The organism is Azospirillum brasilense, assembly GCF_007827815.1.
Taxonomy (GTDB): Bacteria; Pseudomonadota; Alphaproteobacteria; order Azospirillales; family Azospirillaceae; genus Azospirillum; species Azospirillum brasilense_C.
This window is the reverse complement of record NZ_VITH01000006.1, coordinates 16,233-37,542: the sequence shown is the minus strand read 5'-3', so window position 1 is coordinate 37,542 and position 21,310 is coordinate 16,233. Positions and strand designations below refer to the sequence as shown.

Below are 21,310 nucleotides of genomic sequence, written 5' to 3'. Positions count from 1 at the left end.
TCCCCTCCCCCGTAAAACGACAGGAGTTCCCCATGTCCCGTCCTCCCCTGCCCCCCTTCAGTGAAGAATCCGCCATCGAAAAGGTCCGTCTGGCGGAAGACGGCTGGAACAGCCGCGACCCCGCCAAGGTCGCGCTGGCCTACACCACCGACACGCGCTGGCGGAACCGCGCGGAGTTCGCCAACGGCCGCGCCGAGGTCGAGGCCTTCCTGACCCGCAAGTGGAACCGCGAGCTGGACTACCGGCTGATCAAGGAGCTGTGGGCGTTCGGAGGCAACCGCATCGCCGTGCGCTACGCCTACGAGTACCACGACGACAGCGGCCAGTGGTTCCGCGCCTACGGCAACGAGAATTGGGAGTTCGCCGAGGACGGGCTGATGCGCGTCCGCCACGCCAGCATCAACGAGCACCCGATCGCCGAAGCCGACCGCAAGTTCCACTGGCCGCTGGGCCGCCGTCCGGACGACCATCCGGGCCTCAGCCATTTCGGCTTCTGACGCGGCGGAGGAGTCGGAGGTTGCCATCCGAAGCCTCTTCGGCCACAGACTGTGACGGAGACGCGGCGAAACGGGGGCGCGCATGGACCGGCTGCAGGCGATGCGGATCTTCGTGAAGGTCGCAGAAGCGGAAAGCTTCGCCGAAGCCGCCCGCCTCCTGCACCTCAGCGCGCCCGCGGCGACGCGCGCCGTGGCGGCCCTCGAGGACCTCATCGGCGCCCGCCTGTTCGTGCGCACCACCCGCTCGGTCAAGGTCACCGAGGCCGGATCACGCTATCTCGAGGACTGCCGCCGCATCCTGTCGGACATCACGGAGGCGGAGGCCGCCGCGGGCGGTTTCTACGCCACCCCGACCGGGACGCTCGCCGTCACCGCCTCCGCTCTGTTCGGCCCGATCCATGTGCTGCCGATCGTGACCGAGTATCTGGACCGCTACCCCGGCATGCGCGCCCGGACCTTCTTCATCGACCGCCCGGTGAACATCGTAGAAGAGGGCATCGACGTCGCCGTGCGCATCGGTCACCTGCCGGATTCCGGGTTCACGGCGATCCGGGTCGGCACGGTCCGGCGCGTGGTCTGCGGCGCCCCAGCCTATTTCGAACGCCACGGCGTTCCGCAGACGCCGGCCGACCTCCGACACCACCGCATCGCCCTGTCGACCGGCGCCTGGGCCTCGCCGGAGTGGCGGTTCGCGCGGGACCAGCGGGTGACCATCGACCCGGTCCTGCAATGCAACACCAACGAGGCGGTGATCGCGACCGCCAAGGCGGGCTGGGGCCTCGCCCGGGTGCTCCATTACCAGATCGGCCCGGCCCTGCTGGCCGGGGAGCTTCGCATCGTGCTCGCCGACCATGAGGAACCGCCCCTGCCCATCCACGTCCTCCACCCCGAGGGGCGCCACGCGCCGGCCAAGGTGAGGGCCTTCGTGGACCTCGCCGTGGCCCGCCTGCGCGAGAACCGCTTCCTCAACTAGGCCCGGAGACGGGTCAGGGGATGGTCGGAGCCGGCGTGCTCAGGCTCCACATGGCATCGAACATGGACGCCTGGAAGGCCGCGAAATCGGCGCTGTCGAGGATCAGGCCGTAGCTCTCGCGGGCCGACGAGATGACCGACACCTTGCTGCCGTGGATGAAGCAGGTCATCGCGAGGTTGTAGGTGGCGGGCGCGTAGCGCAGTTCGCGCCGCTCCTCCTGGCTCGACGGCCAGATCGGCGCGATGTCGCGCTCCTCCGAGCGGATCACCCGCAGCCAGATGCCGCGCCGCGCCCGCTCCTTCAGATAGCGCTCCATCTCCTCCAGCCCCGGCTCGACCATCAGCTCCCGCATGGAGAGGGTGGCGCGCAGTTCCTTCTCGTCGCCGCTCAGCGTCTCCCAGAGGACGGTGCGGATGCCTTCGGGGCCGGGGTGGAAGCGGACGTTCGGCTGGCCGTTCTCGTGATGGTACATCGACCGCAGGACCGGCATCACGTCCTCGAGCATCTGCCGCCGCGCCTCGCTGCGCTCCAGCAGGATGCCCGGGTCCTGGGCGACCACAAAGCGGCGCTTGCCGTGATCGACGAAGCGGACGAGCCCCTCCGCCTCCAGCTTGGCGAGGGCGTCGTGCGCCGTGGTGCGGGCCATGCCGGCGCCCGCGGCCACCTCCGTGACGGAGCCCCCGCCAAGGCGGATCGTCGTCAGATAGAGCTTGTAGAGCGTCCCCGATATGCCGATCCGGGACAGCTTCTCCTCGAGATTCACCCACGTGCTCCCTTTTGAATCGCGTCGCAACATGCCCGATTCCGCGCCACCCGTCCATCGTCGGTTTTTACCGATAAATTGCCGACTCTTCGCGGGGCCCCCTTGGTGGAAAGACGCTTTAATGGGCTGTCATCCCGCCGAATGCCCGCTAAATCGGCAAGTTTCGGCCTGCTAAGCGTCATTCATTTGTATTTTTCGAATTGACGGATTTTTCCGACATTGTCATCGTTTTGTGGTCGTCCAAGGACGCTGACGTCCCGCGAGGCGGCGCCGAACGGTGGAACGAGGGAAGGTGATGGAAGCGAACACGAAAGCGCATGCGGCGCCGCCGCCTTTCATGCAGAGGGCGCCGCGCCGCGCCGTGAGCCCCCGCATTCTGACAGACCGGTCCTTCCGCGCGGCGCTGGGCCTCACCGCCTTCTTCGCCGTCTGGCAGGCGCTGACCTCGCTCGGCCTCATCGACGCCTTCCTGCTGCCGTCGCCGGTCGCGGTGGCCGGGGCGCTGTGGGACATGGCGCTCGACGGCTCGCTGTGGGTCCATCTCGGCGCCAGCCTGCAGCGGGTGGCGGTCGGCTTCGCGCTCGCCTGCGTCGTCGGCATGGCGCTCGGGCTGATCTGCGGCTGGTGGCGCGGCGTCGCGGACTTCGTGCGGCCGGTGGTCGAGGCGCTTCGCCCCATCCCGCCGCTCGCCTGGATCCCGATCACCATCCTGTGGTTCGGGCTCGGCGACGCCGCGTCCTACTTCCTGGTCTTCCTCGGCGCCGTCTTCCCGGCCTTCGTCGCCACCTACACAGCGGTGCGCGGCCTCGACCGGAACCAAATGAACGCAGCGCTCTGCCTGGGTGCCACGCCCTGGCAGCTCTTCACCGACGTGCTGATCCCGGCCTCCCTGCCGATCATCCTGCCGGGTCTGCGGATCGCGCTGGGCGTGGGCTGGATGTGCGTGGTGACCGCCGAGCTGATCGCGGCGCAGACCGGCCTCGGCTACCTGATCCAGCAGTCGCGCATGCTGTTCCAGATCAACAACGTCGTTGCGGGCATGGTGGCCATCGGTCTCGTCGGCTTCGCCATGTCCGCCGTCCTCGAACGGATCGAGCGTCGGGTGAACGCCTGGGCGCCTTCCGAGCGCAATTGAGCAGGAGGCGAAGGAACATGGCCGCCAACACCGCACTCAAGACCCCCGCCCCGCCCCCCGGCTCACCGCAGGCCCAGCCGGCCGACATCCAGATCGACATCCGGAATCTGGGCAAGGTCTATGGCGGGACCTCGTCCGACAACATGGTGGTCGCGCTCGACGGGGTCGATCTGCGCATCCGCCGCGGCGAGTTCATCTCGCTGCTCGGCCCCTCGGGCTGCGGAAAGTCGACCCTGCTCGGCATCGTCGCCGGTTTCCAGTCGGCGTCGAGCGGGACGCTCCTGCAGAACGGCCGCCCCATCGTCAAGCCGGACCCGTCGCGCACGGTCGTCTTCCAGGACTACGCGTTGTTCGGCTGGATGACCGTGCAGCAGAACGTGGAGTTCGGCCTGAAGGCCAAGGGCATGGCGAAGAAGGAGCGCGCGGAGATCGCCCGCTCGCTGATCGACATGGTCCGGCTGACCGGCTTCGAGGAGAAGTACCCGCACCAGATCTCCGGCGGCATGAAGCAGCGGGCGGCCATCGCCCGCGCGCTCGCCCCGGACCCCGACATCCTGCTGATGGACGAGCCGTTCGGCGCGCTGGACGCGCAGACCCGCGTGCTTCTGCAGGAGGAGATCGCCCGCATTTCGTCCGAGGCCGGCAAGACGGTGATCTTCGTCACCCACGGCATCGACGAGGCGGTTTTCCTGGCCGACCGCGTGGTGGTGATGAGCCCGCGGCCCGGCCGGGTGCGCGAGGAGGTCGCCGTGCCGCTGCCGCGGCCCCGCACGGCCGAGATGCGCTCCGATCCCTGGTTCGTCTCCACGGTCAACGACCTGTGGGAGACCCTGAAACCCGAATGGCAAAAAGGGGAATGAACGTGACCTCGACACTCTCGCGCCGTCGCTTCGGCCAGCTCGCCGCCGGCATCGCCGCCGCCGCAACCCTCGCCAAGCCGGCGATCCTCCGCGCGCAGGGCGCGGACGTCGTCAGGATGGGCTGGTTCAACACCACCACCGTCTCGGCCCAGATCGCCCATGTGCTGATGCGCACCGACATCGCGGCCCGCAACGGCCTGCGCATGACCATGATCCAGCTCAACGCCTCGCCGGCGGTGAACGAGGCGATCGTGTCGAACGCGGCCGATGTCGGCACGCTGTCCGACTTCGCCGCCGTCACCACCATGGCGGTCGGGGCGCCGGTCACCACCATCGCCTCGCAGGCGCGCTTCCGCTCGGCGGTGCTGGTGACCAAGAAGTCGGGGATCACCGACGTCGCCGGGCTGAAGGGCAAGCAGGTCTACGGCACCTTCGGCATCACCGCCTTCCAGAACGCCCAGGAGGCGATGATCAAGGCCGGCCTCACCCCTGGCCGCGACATGACCTTCGTCAATGTCGGGCCGGCGGAGCTGGCCGACGCGGTGGGCGCGCAGCGGATCGACGCCTTCTTCACCTACGACCCGTTCGTGAGCTTCTTCGAGAACGCGGGCTTCGCCCAGGTGATCTCGGAGAATCTGACTCCCGTCATCGTTCTGACCGCGAACAACCGCTTCTTCAAGGACCGGCCCGAGGTGGCGGAGCGCTTCCTGCTCGCCAACTCCCAGGCGCTGTACTTCGCCAGCCAGAACCACGACCTCGTCAACGGATGGTTCCGCTCGCTGGAGCCGGCGAAGAACATCCCGGAGGCCGTGCTGGAAAAGGCGTCGGGCTACGACCCCGCCTGGAACGCCAAGGCGCCCACCGACATCAAGGCGGCGCTCTCCGCAGAGCAGATCAAAAAGCTGAACCAGCTCGCCGAATGGGGCGTCGAGGCGAAGCTGCTGCCGCGCCTGCCGGACGTGTCGAAGTTCGTCGACACGACCATCGCCGGCAAGGTGGACGCCGCCTTCGCCGCCCAGAACTTCGATCCGAAGACGGTCAAGATCGTCGGCTGATCGGCCGGCGATCGCGACTCAGCGCGCAGAACGGGCGCAGGACGGGGCGGCGGCCGTGCCGGGCCGCGCCGAAGGAGACTTCATGACCTTACGACTTGACGACGCCCCCGCCCCTCCAACGCGCCATTTCGACTTCGCGACGCTTCCGGCGCCCGACCGCTACCGCCTTCTGACCGCCGCGGTCCTGCCGCGGCCGATCGCCTGGGCGGTGACCCGCTCGGCCGAGGGCCGGGTGAACGCGGCCCCCTACTCCTTCTTCAACGTCTTCGGCTCCGACCGGCCGGTGGTCTGTCTCGGCGTGCTGGCGCGCCCGGACCGGCCGAAGGACACGGCGGTCAACATCCGGGCGACCCGCGAGTTCGTCATCAACCTCGTCCCCTTCGCCCTGGCGGAGGCGATGAACCTCACCTGCGTCGAGGCGCCGCCCGAGGTGGACGAGACCCGGCTCGCCGGGCTCGCCACCCTGCCGAGCGTCGCGGTCCGGCCGCCGCGCATCGCCGCATCGCCGGTCGCCTTCGAATGCCGTCTGATCCACGAGTTCGAAAGCGGCCCCGGACAGTGGCTGTTCGTGGGCGAGGTGCTGCACGCCCATGTCGCGACGCGCGTCCTGACCGGCAACCCCGACCGCCCCCGCATCGACCATGAGGCGCTCGACCTCGTCGCCCGCATGCACGGCCCCTCGGCCTATCTGCGCACCCGCGACGTCTTCGATCTGGTGAGGCCGGTCTGGGTCGACACCGCGCCTCAACCCACCGAAACACACTGCAAGGAACGACAAGCATGACCAAGGTTAAAGTGGCCGCGGTGCAGGCGGCGACGGTGCCGTTCGACGCCGCCGCGGCGACCGCCCGCACGGTCGACCTGATCGCCGAGGCGGCCGCCACCGGCGCGTCACTCGCCGTCTTCCCGGAGGCCTTCATCGGCGGCTACCCGAAGGGGCTCGATTTCGGCTGCTCGATCGGCCGGCGCACGGCGGAGGGGCGCGCCGACTTCGCCCGCTACGTCCGCGGCGCGATCACTGTGCCGGGCCCGGAGACCGAGACGCTGTCGGCGGCCTGCGCGCGGCACGGCATCCACGCGGTCGTCGGCGTCATCGAGCGTGACGGCGGGACGCTCTACTGCACGGTGCTCTACCTGTCGCCGGACGGCCGGATGGGCAAGCACCGCAAGGTGATGCCGACCGGGTCGGAGCGGCTGGTCTGGGGGTTCGGCGACGGCTCGACCCTCACCGTCATGGACACGCCGTTCGGCCGTGTCGGCGGCGCCATCTGCTGGGAGCATTACATGCCGCTGATGCGCGCGGCCTACTACGCCAAGGGCGTCCAGCTCTGGGCGGCGCCGACGGCGGACGACCGCGAAAGCTGGATCGCCACCATGCGCCACGTCGCCATGGAGGGGCGCTGCTTCGTGATCGGCGCCTGCCAGGTGATGCGCCGCTCGGACTTCCCGGAGGACTACGCCAGCCGCATCGACGCCGGGCCGGACGAATGGATGATGCACGGCCGCTCGGTCATCGTCGGGCCGCTCGGCGAGATCCTGGCCGGACCGCTGGTCGACGCGGAGGGCATCCTGACCGCCGAGGTGGACGTCGAGGATCTGGTCGGCGCCAAGCTCGATTTCGATCCGGTGGGCCATTACGCGCGGCCGGACCTGTTCAGCATGCGCGTTGACGAGACCCCGCGCGCGCCGGTCGCCACGGTGCGCGAGGCCGCCCTTCCGGAGCGCAACGAGACGGTCGAAGAGGCGGCCTGACGGGCGAAGGGGCTTGCGTCGCCGTTGGACGACGCAAGCCCCGGTTCCCGCGTGTGCCCGGCGATTAATGCCGGTTAATGATCGGCGCCTTGTAACTGATAATGCTTCTCATGATCATTTGCGGAAGATTTGGCCCTGTCCGGACAGGCCGACCACACCGCATCTTGTCAAGGGAAGCCCCCAATGCCCGACACCCACCTGCTCACCGCCGATCCGATCCTGTCCACCTTCCCCGGCTGGGAGAACGGCGCCGCCCGCCCGATGCGGCTCGCGGTGGACTGGACCGACGCCCTGAGGAAACTGGACGTTCTGGGGACCGTCCGGGTCGTCACCGGCAACCGGAGCATTACCCACGGGAAGACCGGGCGCTTCGGCAACGTCGACGGCAACGGCCCGGCCCTGATCGTGCTGAACCGCGAGGTCGATCTGCGCGTCTTCCCGCGCCACTGGGCCATCACCGTCCACACGCCGGAAACGGACGGCGAGGCCGAGGCCATCCGCGTCTTCGACCGGCACGGCCGCGCCGTCCACGCCATCCACCGCACCGCGGAGACGAACGCCGCCGCCTGGGACGCCTTCCTGATCCTGCACCGCGCCGCCGACCAGGACGCGCCGGCCCTGGAGCCGCTGCCCGCCCCCGCCGCCGAGCGGCCCGACGCGGAGATCGACGTGGAAGGGCTGCGCGCCGCCTGGAGCGCCATGATCGACGTGCACGAGTTCTTCGGCATGCTGAAGACCTTCGGGGTCGGGCGCCGGCAGGCGCTGCGCCTCGCCGGGCCGGGCTTCGCGCGGGAGCTGCCGGCCGCCTCCGTCCTGCCGCTGCTGGAGGCGGTGCGCGACCGCCGGCTGGACATCATGATCTTCGTCGGCAACGCCGGCTGCATCCAGATCCACACCGGCACGGTGGACCACCCGGCGGCGGCCGACGGGCTGCTGCGCATCGACGACGCCGGCTTCACCCTGCGCGCCGTCCAGGCCCGGCTGTCCAGCGCCTGGGTCGTCCACAAGCCGACCGACAAGGGCGGCATCACCACCGTCGAGCTGTACGACGACCGGGGCGACAACGCGGCGATCCTGTGCGGCCAACGCGACGAGGACAAGCCGGAACGGGCGGAGTGGCGCGCGCTCGCCGCGTCCCTGTGACGGGCGGGGACCGGCCGATGAGGCGCCTGCGCTTTCTCCCCGCGGCAATCGCCGCCACCCTCGCGCTCACCGCCGTCCCCCTGGCCGGGGCGGCGGAGCGGCGGATCGTCACCGTCGGCCCTCCGGTGACCGAGCTGGTCTACGCGCTCGGCGATGGCGGCTCGGTCGTCGGGCGAGACACCAGCAGCCATTATCCGCAGCCGGTGAGCGGCCTGCCCGACGTCGGCTACATGCGCGCCCTCTCGGCGGAGGGCGTGATGTCGCTGGCCCCGACCCACGTCCTGGCGATCCAGGGCGCCGGCCCCGAGACGACGCTCGACCAGCTTCGGGCGCTCGGCGTCACGGTGGAGGTCGTGCCGGAAACGCCGACGCTGGCCGGGCTGCTCGACAAGGTGGAGCGGGTCGCCCGCCTGCTCGGCCGGGAGGCGGAGGGGCGGCGGCTGGCGGACTCGCTGAACCGCGACCTCGCCGCTCTGGCCGCCGTCGCCGCCAAGTCCGGAGAGCAGGACGGCGCGCCGGTCGTGCTCGGCGTGGTCGGCGGCGGGCCGGGCGGTCTGATGGCGGCGGGCAGCCGCTCCGTCCCCGCCGCGCTGATCGCCATGGCCGGCGCGCGCAACGCCCTGGAGGTCGAGCGCGACTATGTGCCGATGTCGTCGGAGGCCGTCCTGGCCGCAGCACCCGACATCCTGCTGGTCAGCCGGTCGCTGGTCGACCGCTCGGGCGGGCTCGACCCGTTCCTGGCGACGCCGCAGCTCGCCCTGACCCCGGCCGCGAAGGCCCGCCGGGTGGCGGTGGTGGACGGCGCGCTGCTGATGGGGCTCGGCCCCCGCACGGCCGAGGCGGTCGCCGAACTCACCCGCGTCCAGGACGCCTCTTCCCAAGGACAACCATGAGCCTGACCTTGTCCATGCCGTCCTCCCGGAAAGGGGACCGGGCGGCGCCGTCCTTTCGGCGCCCGCCCCTCGTCCCGGTGCTGGCGGCGCTGGCCGTGGCGCTGGCGCTGGCCGTGCTGATCGCCGTCGCGACGGGCGGCGTGTCCGTCCCGCTCGACCGCAGCCTGTCCCACCTCGCCGCCCTGATCGGCCTGCCCGGCACGCCGCTGTCCGAACGCGACTGGATGGTGCTGACCATGCTGCGCCTGCCGCGCATCGTCCTGGCCGCCGCGGTCGGGGTGACGCTGGGCGTGGCAGGGGTGGCGCTCCAGGCCGTGTTCCGCAACCCGCTGGCCGACCCTGGGCTGGTCGGCGTGTCGAGCGGCGCGGCGCTGGCCGGCTCCGCCGCCATGGTGCTGGGGGTGTCGGGGCTGGGGCTGGCGCGCAGCGGCCTGTCGCTCGCCACCGTGCTGCCGCTGGCCGCCTTCCTCGGCGCGCTGGCCGCCACCGTGCTGATCCTGGCGATCTCCCGCCGCGACGGGCGCAACGCCCCCGCCACCATGCTGCTGGCCGGCATCGCGGTGAACGCCATGGGCGGGGCCGGCATCGGGCTGTTCAGCTACCTCGGCGACGATCTCGCGCTGCGCCAGATGACCTTCTGGATGATGGGCGGCTTCGGTGGGTCGGGCTGGGCGCAGATCGGGCCGGCGATGCTCCTGATGGGGCTGGCGACCGCCGGGCTGCTGGCCGGGGCGCGGCGGCTCGACCTGTTCGCCATGGGCGAGCGGGAGGCCTTCCTCCAGGGCCTCGACCCGCACCGCTTCGCCGTGCGCACGGTGCTTCTGGTGGCTCTGGGCGTCGGGGCGGCGGTGGCGGTGTCCGGCCTGATCGGCTTCGTCGGGCTGATCGTGCCGCACGTCATGCGGATTCTTCTGGGGCCGGTGCACCGCCGGCTGATGCCGGCGACGGCGCTGGCGGCGGCGGTCCTGCTGGTCCTGGCCGACACGGTGGCCCGCAGCATCGCCGCCCCGGCCGACGTGCCGGCCGGCCTGCTGCTGGGCGCCGTCGGCGGTCCCTTCTTCCTGTGGCTTCTGCGCCGCCGCGCCGGCGGACTGGGAGGGGCCTGACCATGCTGGAAGCGATCGACGCCGGCCTGACCATCGGCCGCGCCCGCCTGCTCGACGGCGTCACCGCCGCGGTGCGGCCCGGCCGGGTGCTGGCCATCCTGGGACCCAACGGGGCCGGCAAGTCCACCCTGCTCTCCCTCCTCTCCGGGGAGCGGCGGCCGACCGCCGGCCGCGCCCTGCTCGACGGGGTGGCGATGTCGGCCATCCCGGCGCCGCGGCTGGCCGTCCGCCGCGCCCTGGTGGCGCAGCACCAAGCGGTCGCCTTCGCCTTCTCGGTGGAGGAGGTGATGGAGCTGGCGACCGAGCCCTGGCTGATCCGCCCCGGCGACCGGCGGGCGCTGATCGCCGACTGCCTGATCCGGGCCGGAGCCGGGGGGCTGGCCGGCCGGTTGATGCCCCAGCTCTCCGGCGGCGAGCGCCAGCGCGTCGCCTTTGCCCGCGCGCTCGCCCAGTTGGCCGCCGGTCGGCACGGGCGCGACGTGGCGGGGCCGTCCTACCTGCTGCTGGACGAGCCGACGGCCAGCCTCGACCCCGCCCACCAGCACCATCTGCTGCGGGCGGCGCGCGACTGGGTGGAGCGGACCGGCGGCGGCTGCGCGGTGATCCTGCACGACCTGACGCTGGCCGCGCGCTACGCCGACGACGGGCTGCTGCTGGCCGGCGGGCGCGTTGCCTGGACCGGGTCCATGGCCAACCTGCCGGTGCCGGTGCTGGAGCGCGTCTTCGGCACGGCCTTCGTCCGGCTCGACCTGCCCGAGGAGGAGGGCGTGGTCTACGCCGCCACGGGACGCGCCGCGGCGTCTGGAAAAATCATTTGCGAATGATTATTAATATCAAATAGGGAACGAGACGGGGCGCCCCGAAGAGGCGCCCCAAAAAGGCGTTGGAGGGAGGGGACGGTGCGTGTTCTGGTCGTTGAGGACGACGCGGCGGTCAGCTACTGGATCGGGGCGAAGCTCGGCGGCTCCGGCCATTCCTGCCGCTTCGCCGGCGACGGCGAGGACGCGCTGCGCCTGCTGCGCGAGGAGGCGTTCGACGTGGTGGTGCTGGACCGCATGCTGCCCAAGCTGGACGGCATGGAGGTGCTGAGGCGCCTGCAGGGGACCCGCCACCCGCCGGTTTTGGTGCTGTCCGCGCTGGACGAGACGACGGAACGGGTGGCCGGGCTGCGCGCCGGGGCCGACGACTATCTGGGCAAGCCCTTCGACTTCGCCGAGCTGCTGGTCCGGCTGGAGCATCTGGCGACCCGCCGCGCCGTCCTGGCCGGGGCCGGCGACGTGCTGGAGGTCGGCGATCTGGTGATGGACGTCACCCACCGGCGGGTGACCCGGCGCGGCGTGCCCATCGAGCTGACCGACAAGGAGTTCAAACTCCTGCACATCCTGATGAGCAACCCCGGCCGCACCGTGACCCGCAGCATGCTGCTGGAGAAGGCCTGGGGCTACGGCTTCAACCCGCCGACCAATCTGGTGGAGGTCCATGTCTTCAAGCTGCGGGCGAAGATCGACAAGGATTTCGACCCGCCGCTTCTGAAGACCGTGCGGGCCATCGGCTATGTCCTGGGCTAAGCCGCGCGGCGCCGGCCCGCCCTGGGTCCGGAGAGTCCGCCGCCATCTCGACACGCGCAGCTTCCGCCAGGCCATGGCCATCGGCGCGGTCTTCCTCGTGGTGGCCGGCGCCGCCGTGCTGTGGAGCCGCGATCTGCTGGTGGAACTGGTCAACGAGCATGTTGGCGACCTGCTGGAGCGCGACCAGGAAACGCAACGCCTGCACGGCGGCTTCGGCGACGCCGCCGCTCTGGTCGCCGAACTGCGCGGCCGCGAGCGCTTCGCGCCGGAGGGCACGCGGCGGCGCATGGTGATCGACCGCGACGGCCGTGTGCTCTACGGCGACGAGGCGATGGCCCGGCGGCTGCTCGCCGTCGTCGCCTGCGGCGGTCCGGCCCCTTGCGAGACCGGCCGCATCGACCAGCGCGGCGACGGCTGGAAGGTCCGCGGGATGGTGGTGCGGCTGGGCGACGGCGGGCGCTACGTCAACGCCTACGACCTCCAGCCCATGCTCGACCAGCTCCGCGCCGTGCCGCTGGCGGCGGGCTGCGGCGTGCTGGTGTTCCTGCTGACCAGCGTCGCCTTCGGCCTCCGCTTCAGCGCCGGCACGCTGCGCCGGGTGTCGGCCATCACCATGGCGCTGACCGCCTACGCGGCGGGCGACCGCGACCGCCGCGTCGCCATCGCCGGGCCGGACGACGAGTTCGCCCGCCTCGGCCGCGAGGTCAACCGCACGCTCGACCGCGTGACCCGGCTGGTCGAGGAGGTCTCCAGCGTGTCGAGCAGCATCGCGCACGAGATGCGCACGCCGCTGACCCACCTGCACAACCGGCTGGTCACCATCGCCGAGAGCTGCCCCGACGACGCCCTGCGCCGCGAGCTGGAGGAGGGCATCGAGGAGACGCGGCGCATCCAGCACCTGTTCCGCGCCATCATGCGGCTGGGCGAGATCGAGACCGGGCGCTGCGCCCTGGCGGTGGAGCCGCTCGACGCCAGGGCGCTGCTCGACGAGGTGGCCGAATCCTACCTGCCGCTGGCCGAGGGCACCGGCACGGTCATCACCGTCGCCGTGGAGCGCGACCTCGATCTGCGCGGCGACCGCACGCTGCTGTTCCAGACCGTCGCCAATCTGGTGGACAACGCCCTGAAATACGCGCCGGGCGAGGCGCTGCACCTGTCGGCCGTGCCGCGCGACGGCTGGAACGAGATCACCGTCGCCGACCGCGGACGGGGGCTGGCGCCCGGCCAGCGCGCGCTCGCGGTGCAGCGCTTCTGCCGGCTCGACCCGTCGGACCGGGTGCCCGGCCATGGGCTCGGCCTCGCCATCGTTGACGCCATCGCCCGGCTGCACGGCGGCGCCCTGCGGCTGGAGGACAACGGGCCGGGCCTGCGCGCGGTGGTCCGGCTGGAACGCCGGGGCCGGCCGGTGGCTGCTCCCCCCGTTCCCGGCGCCATCACCGGCCTTCTCCATTAAGCGAAATTAAGCGAAGCGCCGTTGAGCCAATTTGCGAATGCGAACTATTCTCAAATGAATTCGCAACCGACGCTTCGGACCGCTTCCATGCCGCACAGCAGCTCCACTGCCCCATCCCCCGACACGCTGGCCGCCCTGCGCGACCGCCTCGCCACCGCGCCGAACGGCGTGCTGGAGGCGGTCGCGACGGAGACCGGCGTCAGCCTGCTCGCCGTCACCGAATGCCTGCCGGACGGCTTGCGCGCCTTCGCGCCGGGGGAAACCGCCGAGGCGGCGATGCTGGACATGGCGGAGTGGGGCACGGTCACCGTTCTGGTGCACAGCGCCGACCTCGTCCTGGAATGCAAAGGGCCGCTGCCGCGCGGGCAGTTCGGGCGCGGCTTCTACAACCTCGCCGGCGGCAGCTCGATCGGCGGCCACATCCGGCTGGACCGCTGCCGCACCGTCGGCTTCGTCCGCCGGCCCTTCATGGGCAGCGCCGACAGCGCCTCCGTCGTCTTCTTCAACGGCGACGGGGAGGCGATGTTCAAGGTCTTCGTCGGCCGCGACGACGCCCGCCAGCTCCTGCCCGATCAGGTGGAGCGGTTCGAGGCGCTGAAGGCCCGCCTGTGCGGGGCGCCGCGCCAGACCGCCTGAACCGGCGCCTGAACCGGCGCCGGGCGGCTTCAGTCCATCAATTGCGAATAAGACGCAATCGCATTTTTATAAGAACAACACGCAGAAAAACCTCGTGCAGAGAGACGGAGATGATCGTGCCACCCGAGTCCCACCGCCCTGCCCTCCCACCGTCCCGCTCCCGCCTGCGCGCGGCGCTGTGGCTGTCGGCCTCCGCCCTGACTCTGCTGGCCCCCGCCGCCCAGGCGCAGCAGCAGACTCAGCAGGCCACCACCCAGACCGCGCAGGCGACCACCGCGCCGCCCCCGACCATCCTCGACGCGGTGACGGTCTATGGCGAGCGCGGCCTGCGCAGCGTGGGCGAGAACACGGGCACGGTGTCGGTCATCCCCGATTACGAGCTTGAGAAGCGCGGCGTCCACCGCCTCCAGGACCTGCCGCGCTACGAACCCGGCGTGACGGTCAGCAACTCCCCGTCCCGCGCCGGGGCCGGCGGCTTCACCATCCGCGGCATCAGCAACAACCGCATCCTGATGCAGGTCGACGGCACGCGGCTTCCGGAATCCCCGGCCTCCGCCGCCCCGTCCGCCGGCTACAACCGCGACGTGGTGGACCTGGACTCGGTCAAACAGGTGGAGATCGTGCGCGGGCCGGCCTCGGCGCTCTACGGGTCGGACGCGCTGGGCGGCGTGGTGACCTACGTGACCAAGGACCCGGCCGATTACCTGCGGCCCGGCCGCGACAGCTTCGTCTCGCTGAAGACGACCTACGACAGCGTCGATTCCAGCCTGTCGGAGACCGGCACGGGGGTGCTGCGCTCCGGCGACTTCTCCCTGCTCGGCATCTACACGCGCCGCGACGGGGAGGAGTACAAGTCCAAGGACAAGGCCTTCCGCAACCCGCAGGATTACGAGGGCAACAACGGCCTCGCCAAGCTGGTCTGGGACCACGGGCCGGACAAGGTGACGCTGACCGGCGAGTATTTCCACCGCCAAACCGACACGACGCTGCGCAACGACGTCGGCGGCAGCGCCAGCTACATCTTCTCCATGGTGCCGATGCGGATGACGCGCGGCGCCTTCACCGGCTCCACCGCCGACGACACCGCGACCCGCTGGCGCGTCAGCCTGGAGCACGCGCACGACGCGCCCATCGGCTTCATCGATCACATCGACTGGCGCCTCTACGGCACCCAGTTCGACCGCGAGGAGAAGCGGACCCGCAACGCCCGCGTCGCCACCTCCACCAGCCCGCTGTTCACCGCCGGCACCGCCCTGCGGGAATCCACCAGCAACGAATCCAAGCAGACGATCGTCGGCGCCGCCGTCAACCTGCGCTCCGACACCCAACTGTTCGGGCTGCGCAACAGCATCTCCTACGGTTTCGGCGTCGATTCCATCCGCACCGAGCGGATGCGCGACGTGACCCTGACCAACCTCGCAACCGGGGCCACCGCGAAGAGCTACAACGGCGACACCTACCCCAGCCGCACCTTCCCCAACACCGACACGCTCATGGCCTCGGCCTATGTGCAGGACGAGATCACCATCGACCGGCTGCGGCTGGTGCCGGCGCTGCGGCTCGACTATTACCGGATGGACCCGGACAAGGACGCCGCCTACTTCGCCGCCCGGCCGTCCACCCAGCCGGAAAAGCTGGACAAGCTGGCCCTGTCGCCGAAGTTCGGCGCGACCTACGACCTGACCCGGGAATACGCGCTGTTCGGCCAGTACGCGCACGGCTTCCGCGCGCCGCCCTACGACGACGCCAACCTCGGCTTCTCCAACCCGACCTACGGCTACGAGGTGCTGCCCAACGCCGACCTCAAGCCGGAGAGCAGCGACGGCGTCGAGGCCGGCCTGCGCGGCAAGTTCGGCGACGGGTCGAGCTTCCAGGTCTCCAGCTTCTACAACCGCTACAGCGACTTCATCCTGCAGAAGGCGGTCGGCACCGGCGCCGGCGGCATCCTGCGCTATCAGGCGCAGAACGTCTCGAAGGTCGAGATCTTCGGCGCCGAGGGCAAGGGCGAGTGGCGGTTCCGGCCGGGCTGGGCGCTGTTCGGCGCGGCGGCCTTCGCCCGCGGCTTCGACATCGACGCCGGCACCGCCATCGACGAGGTGGCGCCCTTCACCGTCAACGCCGGCCTGTCCTACACCGCGCCCGACGATGTGTGGGGCGCGCAGGTCGCCGCCACTCACGTGATGGCGAAGAAGGCCGATGACGTGAGCAACCCGACCTACCTGACGGCTCCGGCCTACACCACGGTGGATCTGGCCGCCTACGTCAACCCGACGGAGAACATCAGCCTGGGCACCTCGGTCAACAACCTGTTCAACCAGGGCTATTACAACTACGTCAACGTCGTCGGCGTCAGCGAGACCTCGGCCGACCGCCGCCGCTATCTGGAGGCCGGCCGTTCCTTCCTGGTGCACGCCACGCTGAAATGGTGACGATCCGACCTTGACCTTGGTAGGCCGCGCCGGAACCCGTCGGCGCGGCTCACGACATCCGGCTGATGGCCTTGCGGAAGCGCGCCAGCGACAGGCCGAACAGGGCCATGCCGATTCCGATGAGCGCGAGGAACTGAGGCCAGACCACGTCGAGGCCGGCGCCGCGGTACAGGATGGCCTGGGCCAGCGTGACGAAATGCGTCGTCGGCGCGGCGAGCATCACGTCCTGAACCAGGGCGGGCATGCTCTCGCGCGGCGTCATGCCGCCCGACAGCATTTGCAGCGGCACCATCACCAGGATCAGCAGCATGCCGAATTGCGGCATGCTGCGCGCCACCGTCCCCAGGAAGATGCCCATCGACGTGGTGGCGAACAGGTGCAGGGCGGCGCCGGCGAGGAAGAGGGCAACGGACCCGCCGATGGGAACCGCCAGCAGCCCCTGGACGACGAAGACCAGGGAAAAGGCGCAGGCGGTGAGCACGACCAGCGCCATCGACCAGATCTTGCCGACCATGATCTCGGCGGGCGTGACCGGCATCACCAGCAGATGCTCGATGGTGCCGTGCTCGCGCTCCCGGATCAGGGCGGCGCCGGTCAGGATGATCGACAGCATCGTGACCTGGTTGATGACCTCGATCACCGATCCGAACCAGCCCTTGTTCAGCTCGGGATTGAAGCGGACCCGCAGGGCGAGGTCGACCGGGAGGGTTTGCTCCCCGCGGTAGCGCTGCACGAAGGCGGTGACCTCGCCGCTGACGATCTGCTGGATGTAGCCGCTTCCGGAAAAGGCCTGGGTCATCCGGGTCGCATCGACGTTGAGCTGGATCGCCGGCTGGCGCCCGGCGAGGACGTCGCGCTGGAAGTTGGGCGGAATGTCGAGCGCGAAGGTGTCGAGCCCGGCGTCCATGCGGGCGTCCATCTCGGCGGGGGTGATCAGGACCGGCGGCAGGAAATAAGGTGGATAGAAGGCGCCGACGATGCGGGCCGACAGCGGCGAGCGGTCCTCGTCGACGATGGCGATCGCCGCCTTGTTGAGCGTCTCCGGGATGGCGGTGGCCGCCGTATAGATCGCCAGCGTGAAGGAATAAACGATGAGGGCCAGAAGCATCGGGTCGCGGCCGAGGCTGCGCAGTTCCTTGATGCCGAGGTTCAGGACGTTGGACGCCTGCATCGCTCAGACCTCCTGCTTCTTCAGCAGCAGCGCGCTCACGCCGATCAGGACCGGGACCGCGACCAGCAGCGCGGCGAAGGCGGCGTGCAGATCCCCGAAGCCCAGGGCCTTGGAGAAGACGCCGCGCGACATGGTCAGGAAATGGGTGGTCGGATAGACCTCGCCGATGAGCGCCGCGGCACCCCCCAGGGACGACACCGGATCGATCATGCCGGAATACTGGGTCGCCGGGATCAGCGTGGCGATGGCGGTGCCGAAGATGGCGGCGATCTGGCTGCGCATGAAGCTGGACATCAGCAGCCCCATGGCCGTCGCCGCAACGGTGTACAGCACGGCGCCGGCAGCGAGGGCCAGGACGTTGCCGGTCAGCGGCACCCCGAAGGCGGTGACCGCCAGCGCCACCATCAGAAGGAAGTTGAGCATGGCCAGCCCGACATAGGGCAGCTGCTTGCCGAGCAGGAACTCCAGCTTGGTGACCGGCGTGGCGTAGAGGTTGATGATCGAGCCGAGTTCCTTTTCCCGAACCACGCTGAGCGCCGCCAGCATCGCCGGGATCAGCAGCAGCAGGATCGGGATGACCGCCGGCACGATGGCCTTCAGGCTCTCGACGTCCGGGTTGTAGCGGAAGCGGGTCTCGATGGAGGCGAGGCTGGGCGTGCCGGTCCGCGAGGCCAGCCATTGACTGTGCATGCCCTGCACATAGCCGTTGACCGTTTCGGCGCGCGTCGGCATGGAGCCGTCGATCCACGCCCCGATCTGCACCGGGCGGCCGCGGGCGACGTCGCGGCCGAAGCCCGGAGGGATTTCGAGCGCCAGGGAAAGCTCGCCCGTCCGCATGCGCCGGTCGAGATCCGCGTAGTCGGCGATCGGTGCCCGCTCGATGAAGTAGCGGGATCCCGCGAGGTTGAGCGTGTAATCGCGGCTGACCGTCGTCTGGTCCCGGTCCAGAACCGCGAAGGGCAGGTCTTCGACATCCATGTTGATGCCGTAGCCCATGATGACCATCAGCAGGAGGCTGCCGACGAGGGCCAGCGTCGCGCGGATGGGATCGCGCCGCAGTTCCAGCGCTTCCAGCCGCGTGTAGCTGAGCATGCGCCGCAGGCTGAAGAGCCGGCCCGTCGCTTGTTCGCCGGAAGGGGCGGCGGGCGGCGGGGCCTGTCGGCGATCATCGGGGGCCGCCGCCGCATCGCTTTCCCGGCCCTCCGCCACGGCCTCTTCCAGATAACCGATGAAGGCTTCCTCCAGCGTCGCGGCACCGCGCGTCGCGACGAGCGCCGCCGGCGTGTCGCTGACCAGCACGCGGCCGGCGTGCATCAGCGAGACGCGGTCGCAGCGCTCGGCCTCGTTCATGAAATGGGTCGAGATGAAGATCGTCACCCGGTCGCGGCGCGCCAGCCCGATCATGATCTCCCAGAAGGCGTCGCGCGCGATGGGATCGACGCCGGAGGTCGGCTCGTCCAGGATCAGCAGGGCGGGCTCATGGACCATCGCGACGGCGAGGGACAGGCGCTGGCGCCGGCCGAGCGGCAGCCGGTCCGGCAACGCCTCCATCGCGTCGGCGAGGCCGAAGCGCTCGGCCACCGCCGAGACCCGGCGGGGAAGGACGTCCTCGGGCACCTGGAACAGGCGGGCGTGCAGTTCCAGGTTCTGCCGGATCGTCAGCTCCGAATAGAGCGAGAAGGCCTGCGACATGTAGCCGACGCGCCGCCGGGTCGCGATGTTGCCGGCATCCACGGGCTGCCCGAACAGCCGGGCCTCGCCCTCGCTCGGCGGGAGCAGGCCGGTCAGCATCTTCATCGTCGTCGTCTTGCCGCAGCCGTTGGAGCCGAGGAAGCCGAAGATCTCGCCGCGCGGGATGCGGAAGCTGACATGGTCAACCGCCACAAAATCACCGAACCGCATGGTCAGGCCCTTCGCCTCGATGGCAATGTCGTTCCCGTCCCCTGTGCGCGGCACGATCGCGACGGCCTTGTGGCCGCGGCGCTTCTCCTCGGGCATCAGCGCGACGAAGGCCGCCTCCAGCGTCGCGGTCGCGGTGCGGTCGAGCAGGTCCCGCGGGCTGCCGGTGGCCAGCACGCGCCCCTCGTCCATGGCGACGAGCCAGTCGAAGCGCGCCGCCTCCTCCATGTAGGCGGTGGCCACCACCACGCTCATGCCCGGACGGTCCGCCCGGATGCGGTCGATCAGCTCCCAGAACTGCCGCCGCGACAGCGGGTCCACGCCCGTGGTCGGCTCGTCGAGGATCAGCAGGTCCGGGTCGTGGATGAGCGCACAGCACAGGCCGAGCTTCTGCTTCATGCCGCCGGACAGCTTGCCGGCGGGCCGGTCGAGGAAGGGTGCCAGACCGGTGCTGCGCGTCAGGTCGGCGATGCGCCTCCGGCGCTCGGCCCCGCCCTGGCCGAACAGCCGCCCGAAGAAGTCGAGATTCTCGGCGATCGACAACGTCGGGTAGAGGTTCTTGCCGAGTCCCTGCGGCATGTAGGCGATGCGGGGGCAGACGGCGCGGCGGTGGCGCGCCTCGGCCATGCTGCCGCCCAGCACCTCGACCGTACCCTCCTGCAGGGCGCGCGCGCCCGACATCAGCGACAGCAGGCTCGACTTGCCGACCCCGTCGGGACCGATCAGCCCCGAGACCCGCCCCGCCGGAAGGTCCAGGCTGACCCCATCGATGGCCCGAACCTTCCCGTACACCAGACGGACGTCCCGCAGACGGGCGACGCGCGGCGTGGCAAAGGGGGCCGCGGCGGCGCTCATGGCACGAGGTTTTGCAGGTTGGCCGGCCATACGGTGTCCGGATCGATCCGCACATAGGCCACCCCCGGCAGGCCGGTCTTCACGTCGCGGATGTATTTCCTGAGCAGCGGCGGCGGGATCTGCGCCTTGACACGGAACATCAGCTTCTGGCGTTCGCTGGCCGTCTCCACGGTCTTCGGGGTAAACTGGGCAACGTCGGCCACGAAGGTGGCCTTGGCGGGAATGACGTATTGCGGGAAGGCGTCGAGCGCGATCCTCACCTCCGTCCCGATCCTCACCCGCCCGGCGGCCTCCGTCGGCAGGAAGAAGGTCATGTAGACGTCGCTGAGATCGACCATGTTCAGCACCCGGCCGCCGGCGCCGAGCACCTCCCCCGGCTGCGCCACCCGGAACTGCACCCGGCCGTCGCGCGGCGAGCGGAGCGTGCTGTCCCGGATGTCGGCCTGGATGCGCTCGATGGTGGCCGCGGCGGCCTCGACCGCCGCCTGGGCGTTGACGACCTGGGCCTCGGCGGTGGCAATGGCGGCGTCGGCCGCGGCGACCTGGGCCTTGGCCGCGCTGACGGCGGCGTTCGCGCTCTCGAAGCGGGCGCGGTCGGTGTCGAGCACCTGCCGCGACGTCGTGCCCCGCGCCTCCAGCTCCTCGGACCGGGCGAGCTGCTTCTGGGCGACGTCCCGCTCGGCCTCGCGCTGGGCGACCAGGGATTGCGCCGCCTGCCGTTCGGCCTGGCGCTGGAGCACCTGATGGCGGGCGGTCTCGACGCCGATCACCGCCTGCTGCTTCTGCGCCTCGGCCTGCTTGGCCTGGGCCTGGAGCACGTCGGTGTCCATCCGGGCGAGCACTTGGCCGGCGGTGACGAAATCGCCCTCATCGACCAGGATGTCCTCGACCCGCCCGGCGGTTTTCGTGGCGATGTCGATCTCGACCGCCTCGATCCGGCCGTTGCCGCTGGCCAGACCGGCGGGCAGCCCCCTGGGCTGCAGGAACAGCCACGCACCGTAGAGGATCACGACGACGGACAGCGCGGCTGCGGCCTTGAGCAGCCACCGGCTTGGCTTCCTCATCATCCACCAATCCATTCGCTTGCAGGCGTACGCCTTCAAGGGCGACCAGCCTATCAGA

General features: G+C 70.5%; 19 protein-coding genes. 15 read left to right on the top strand and 4 right to left on the bottom strand.

Features of this window, described 5'->3' with window-relative positions:
• Positions 1-32 precede the first annotated feature (32 nt).
• Positions 33-497 carry a DUF1348 family protein gene (locus FBZ83_RS13390; RefSeq protein ID WP_145683593.1) on the top strand — a complete coding sequence of 155 codons (465 nt, stop codon included), beginning with the start codon at positions 33-35 and terminating at the stop codon, positions 495-497.
• An 82-nt stretch (positions 498-579) separates the two neighbouring features.
• Complete coding sequence (locus FBZ83_RS13385; RefSeq protein WP_145683591.1) at positions 580-1,470, top strand: LysR substrate-binding domain-containing protein; 891 nt, start codon at positions 580-582, stop codon at positions 1,468-1,470.
• A gap of 13 nt (positions 1,471-1,483) precedes the next feature.
• On the opposite strand, the gene FBZ83_RS13380 is transcribed toward FBZ83_RS13385, so the two are convergent.
• Positions 1,484-2,233, bottom strand: coding sequence for a TrmB family transcriptional regulator (locus FBZ83_RS13380; RefSeq protein WP_199230067.1), 750 nt, complete (start codon positions 2,231-2,233; stop codon positions 1,484-1,486).
• A gap of 361 nt (positions 2,234-2,594) precedes the next feature.
• On the opposite strand from FBZ83_RS13380, the gene FBZ83_RS13375 reads away from it, so the two are divergent.
• The 13 genes from FBZ83_RS13375 to FBZ83_RS13315 all read left to right on the top strand — a co-directional run bounded on the left by FBZ83_RS13375 (position 2,595) and on the right by FBZ83_RS13315 (position 16,263).
• Positions 2,595-3,368: an ABC transporter permease gene (locus tag FBZ83_RS13375; RefSeq protein ID WP_247888290.1), complete on the top strand. Its 774-nt coding sequence runs from the start codon at positions 2,595-2,597 to the stop codon at positions 3,366-3,368.
• A gap of 17 nt (positions 3,369-3,385) precedes the next feature.
• Complete coding sequence (locus FBZ83_RS13370) at positions 3,386-4,228, top strand: ABC transporter ATP-binding protein (RefSeq protein ID WP_145683587.1); 843 nt, start codon at positions 3,386-3,388, stop codon at positions 4,226-4,228.
• Positions 4,225-5,283, top strand: coding sequence for an ABC transporter substrate-binding protein (locus FBZ83_RS13365; RefSeq protein WP_247888289.1), 1,059 nt, complete (start codon positions 4,225-4,227; stop codon positions 5,281-5,283). The genes FBZ83_RS13370 and FBZ83_RS13365 overlap by 4 nt, the downstream gene beginning before the upstream one ends.
• An 82-nt stretch (positions 5,284-5,365) precedes the next feature.
• Positions 5,366-6,067: a flavin reductase family protein gene (locus FBZ83_RS13360; RefSeq protein WP_145683582.1), complete on the top strand. Its 702-nt coding sequence runs from the start codon at positions 5,366-5,368 to the stop codon at positions 6,065-6,067.
• Positions 6,064-7,035 carry a carbon-nitrogen hydrolase family protein gene (locus FBZ83_RS13355; RefSeq protein WP_145683580.1) on the top strand — a complete coding sequence of 324 codons (972 nt, stop codon included), beginning with the start codon at positions 6,064-6,066 and terminating at the stop codon, positions 7,033-7,035. The genes FBZ83_RS13360 and FBZ83_RS13355 overlap by 4 nt, the downstream gene beginning before the upstream one ends.
• Before the next feature lie 183 nt (positions 7,036-7,218).
• Positions 7,219-8,178: a ChuX/HutX family heme-like substrate-binding protein gene (locus FBZ83_RS13350; protein ID WP_247888288.1), complete on the top strand. Its 960-nt coding sequence runs from the start codon at positions 7,219-7,221 to the stop codon at positions 8,176-8,178.
• 17 nt (positions 8,179-8,195) lie between these two features.
• A complete protein-coding gene (locus FBZ83_RS13345) occupies positions 8,196-9,071 on the top strand; it encodes a heme/hemin ABC transporter substrate-binding protein (protein WP_145683578.1) in 876 nt (291 codons plus the stop codon).
• On the top strand, positions 9,068-10,177 hold the full coding sequence (locus FBZ83_RS13340) for a FecCD family ABC transporter permease (protein ID WP_145683576.1): 1,110 nt from the start codon (positions 9,068-9,070) through the stop codon (positions 10,175-10,177). The genes FBZ83_RS13345 and FBZ83_RS13340 overlap by 4 nt, the downstream gene beginning before the upstream one ends.
• A gap of 2 nt (positions 10,178-10,179) precedes the next feature.
• Positions 10,180-11,001 (top strand): ATP-binding cassette domain-containing protein, encoded by an 822-nt coding sequence (locus tag FBZ83_RS13335; RefSeq protein WP_145683574.1) that lies wholly within the window; start codon positions 10,180-10,182, stop codon positions 10,999-11,001.
• A 75-nt stretch (positions 11,002-11,076) separates the two neighbouring features.
• Positions 11,077-11,745: a response regulator transcription factor gene (locus FBZ83_RS13330; protein ID WP_145683572.1), complete on the top strand. Its 669-nt coding sequence runs from the start codon at positions 11,077-11,079 to the stop codon at positions 11,743-11,745.
• On the top strand, positions 11,732-13,198 hold the full coding sequence (locus FBZ83_RS13325) for a sensor histidine kinase (protein ID WP_145683570.1): 1,467 nt from the start codon (positions 11,732-11,734) through the stop codon (positions 13,196-13,198). Before FBZ83_RS13330 ends, FBZ83_RS13325 begins: the two co-directional genes overlap by 14 nt.
• 87 nt (positions 13,199-13,285) lie before the next feature.
• Positions 13,286-13,834 carry a heme utilization cystosolic carrier protein HutX gene (gene hutX / locus FBZ83_RS13320; RefSeq protein ID WP_186466071.1) on the top strand — a complete coding sequence of 183 codons (549 nt, stop codon included), beginning with the start codon at positions 13,286-13,288 and terminating at the stop codon, positions 13,832-13,834.
• Positions 13,835-13,944: 110 nt separating this feature from the next.
• A complete protein-coding gene (locus FBZ83_RS13315; RefSeq protein ID WP_145683568.1) occupies positions 13,945-16,263 on the top strand; it encodes a TonB-dependent hemoglobin/transferrin/lactoferrin family receptor in 2,319 nt (772 codons plus the stop codon).
• A gap of 49 nt (positions 16,264-16,312) precedes the next feature.
• Here the strand turns inward: FBZ83_RS13315 and FBZ83_RS13310 are convergent, their stop codons facing one another.
• Genes FBZ83_RS13310 through FBZ83_RS13300 form a run of 3 tightly spaced genes read right to left on the bottom strand, consistent with a single transcriptional unit; the run spans position 16,313 to position 21,255 of the window.
• Positions 16,313-17,434, bottom strand: coding sequence for an ABC transporter permease (locus tag FBZ83_RS13310; RefSeq protein ID WP_145683566.1), 1,122 nt, complete (start codon positions 17,432-17,434; stop codon positions 16,313-16,315).
• Between the two features lie 3 nt (positions 17,435-17,437).
• Complete coding sequence (gene rbbA / locus FBZ83_RS13305; protein ID WP_145683564.1) at positions 17,438-20,188, bottom strand: ribosome-associated ATPase/putative transporter RbbA; 2,751 nt, start codon at positions 20,186-20,188, stop codon at positions 17,438-17,440.
• Entirely contained in the window at positions 20,185-21,255 is a 1,071-nt protein-coding gene (locus FBZ83_RS13300) for an HlyD family secretion protein (protein WP_211101657.1), read from the bottom strand. The genes rbbA and FBZ83_RS13300 overlap by 4 nt, the downstream gene beginning before the upstream one ends.
• Between the last annotated feature and the right edge of the window lie 55 nt (positions 21,256-21,310).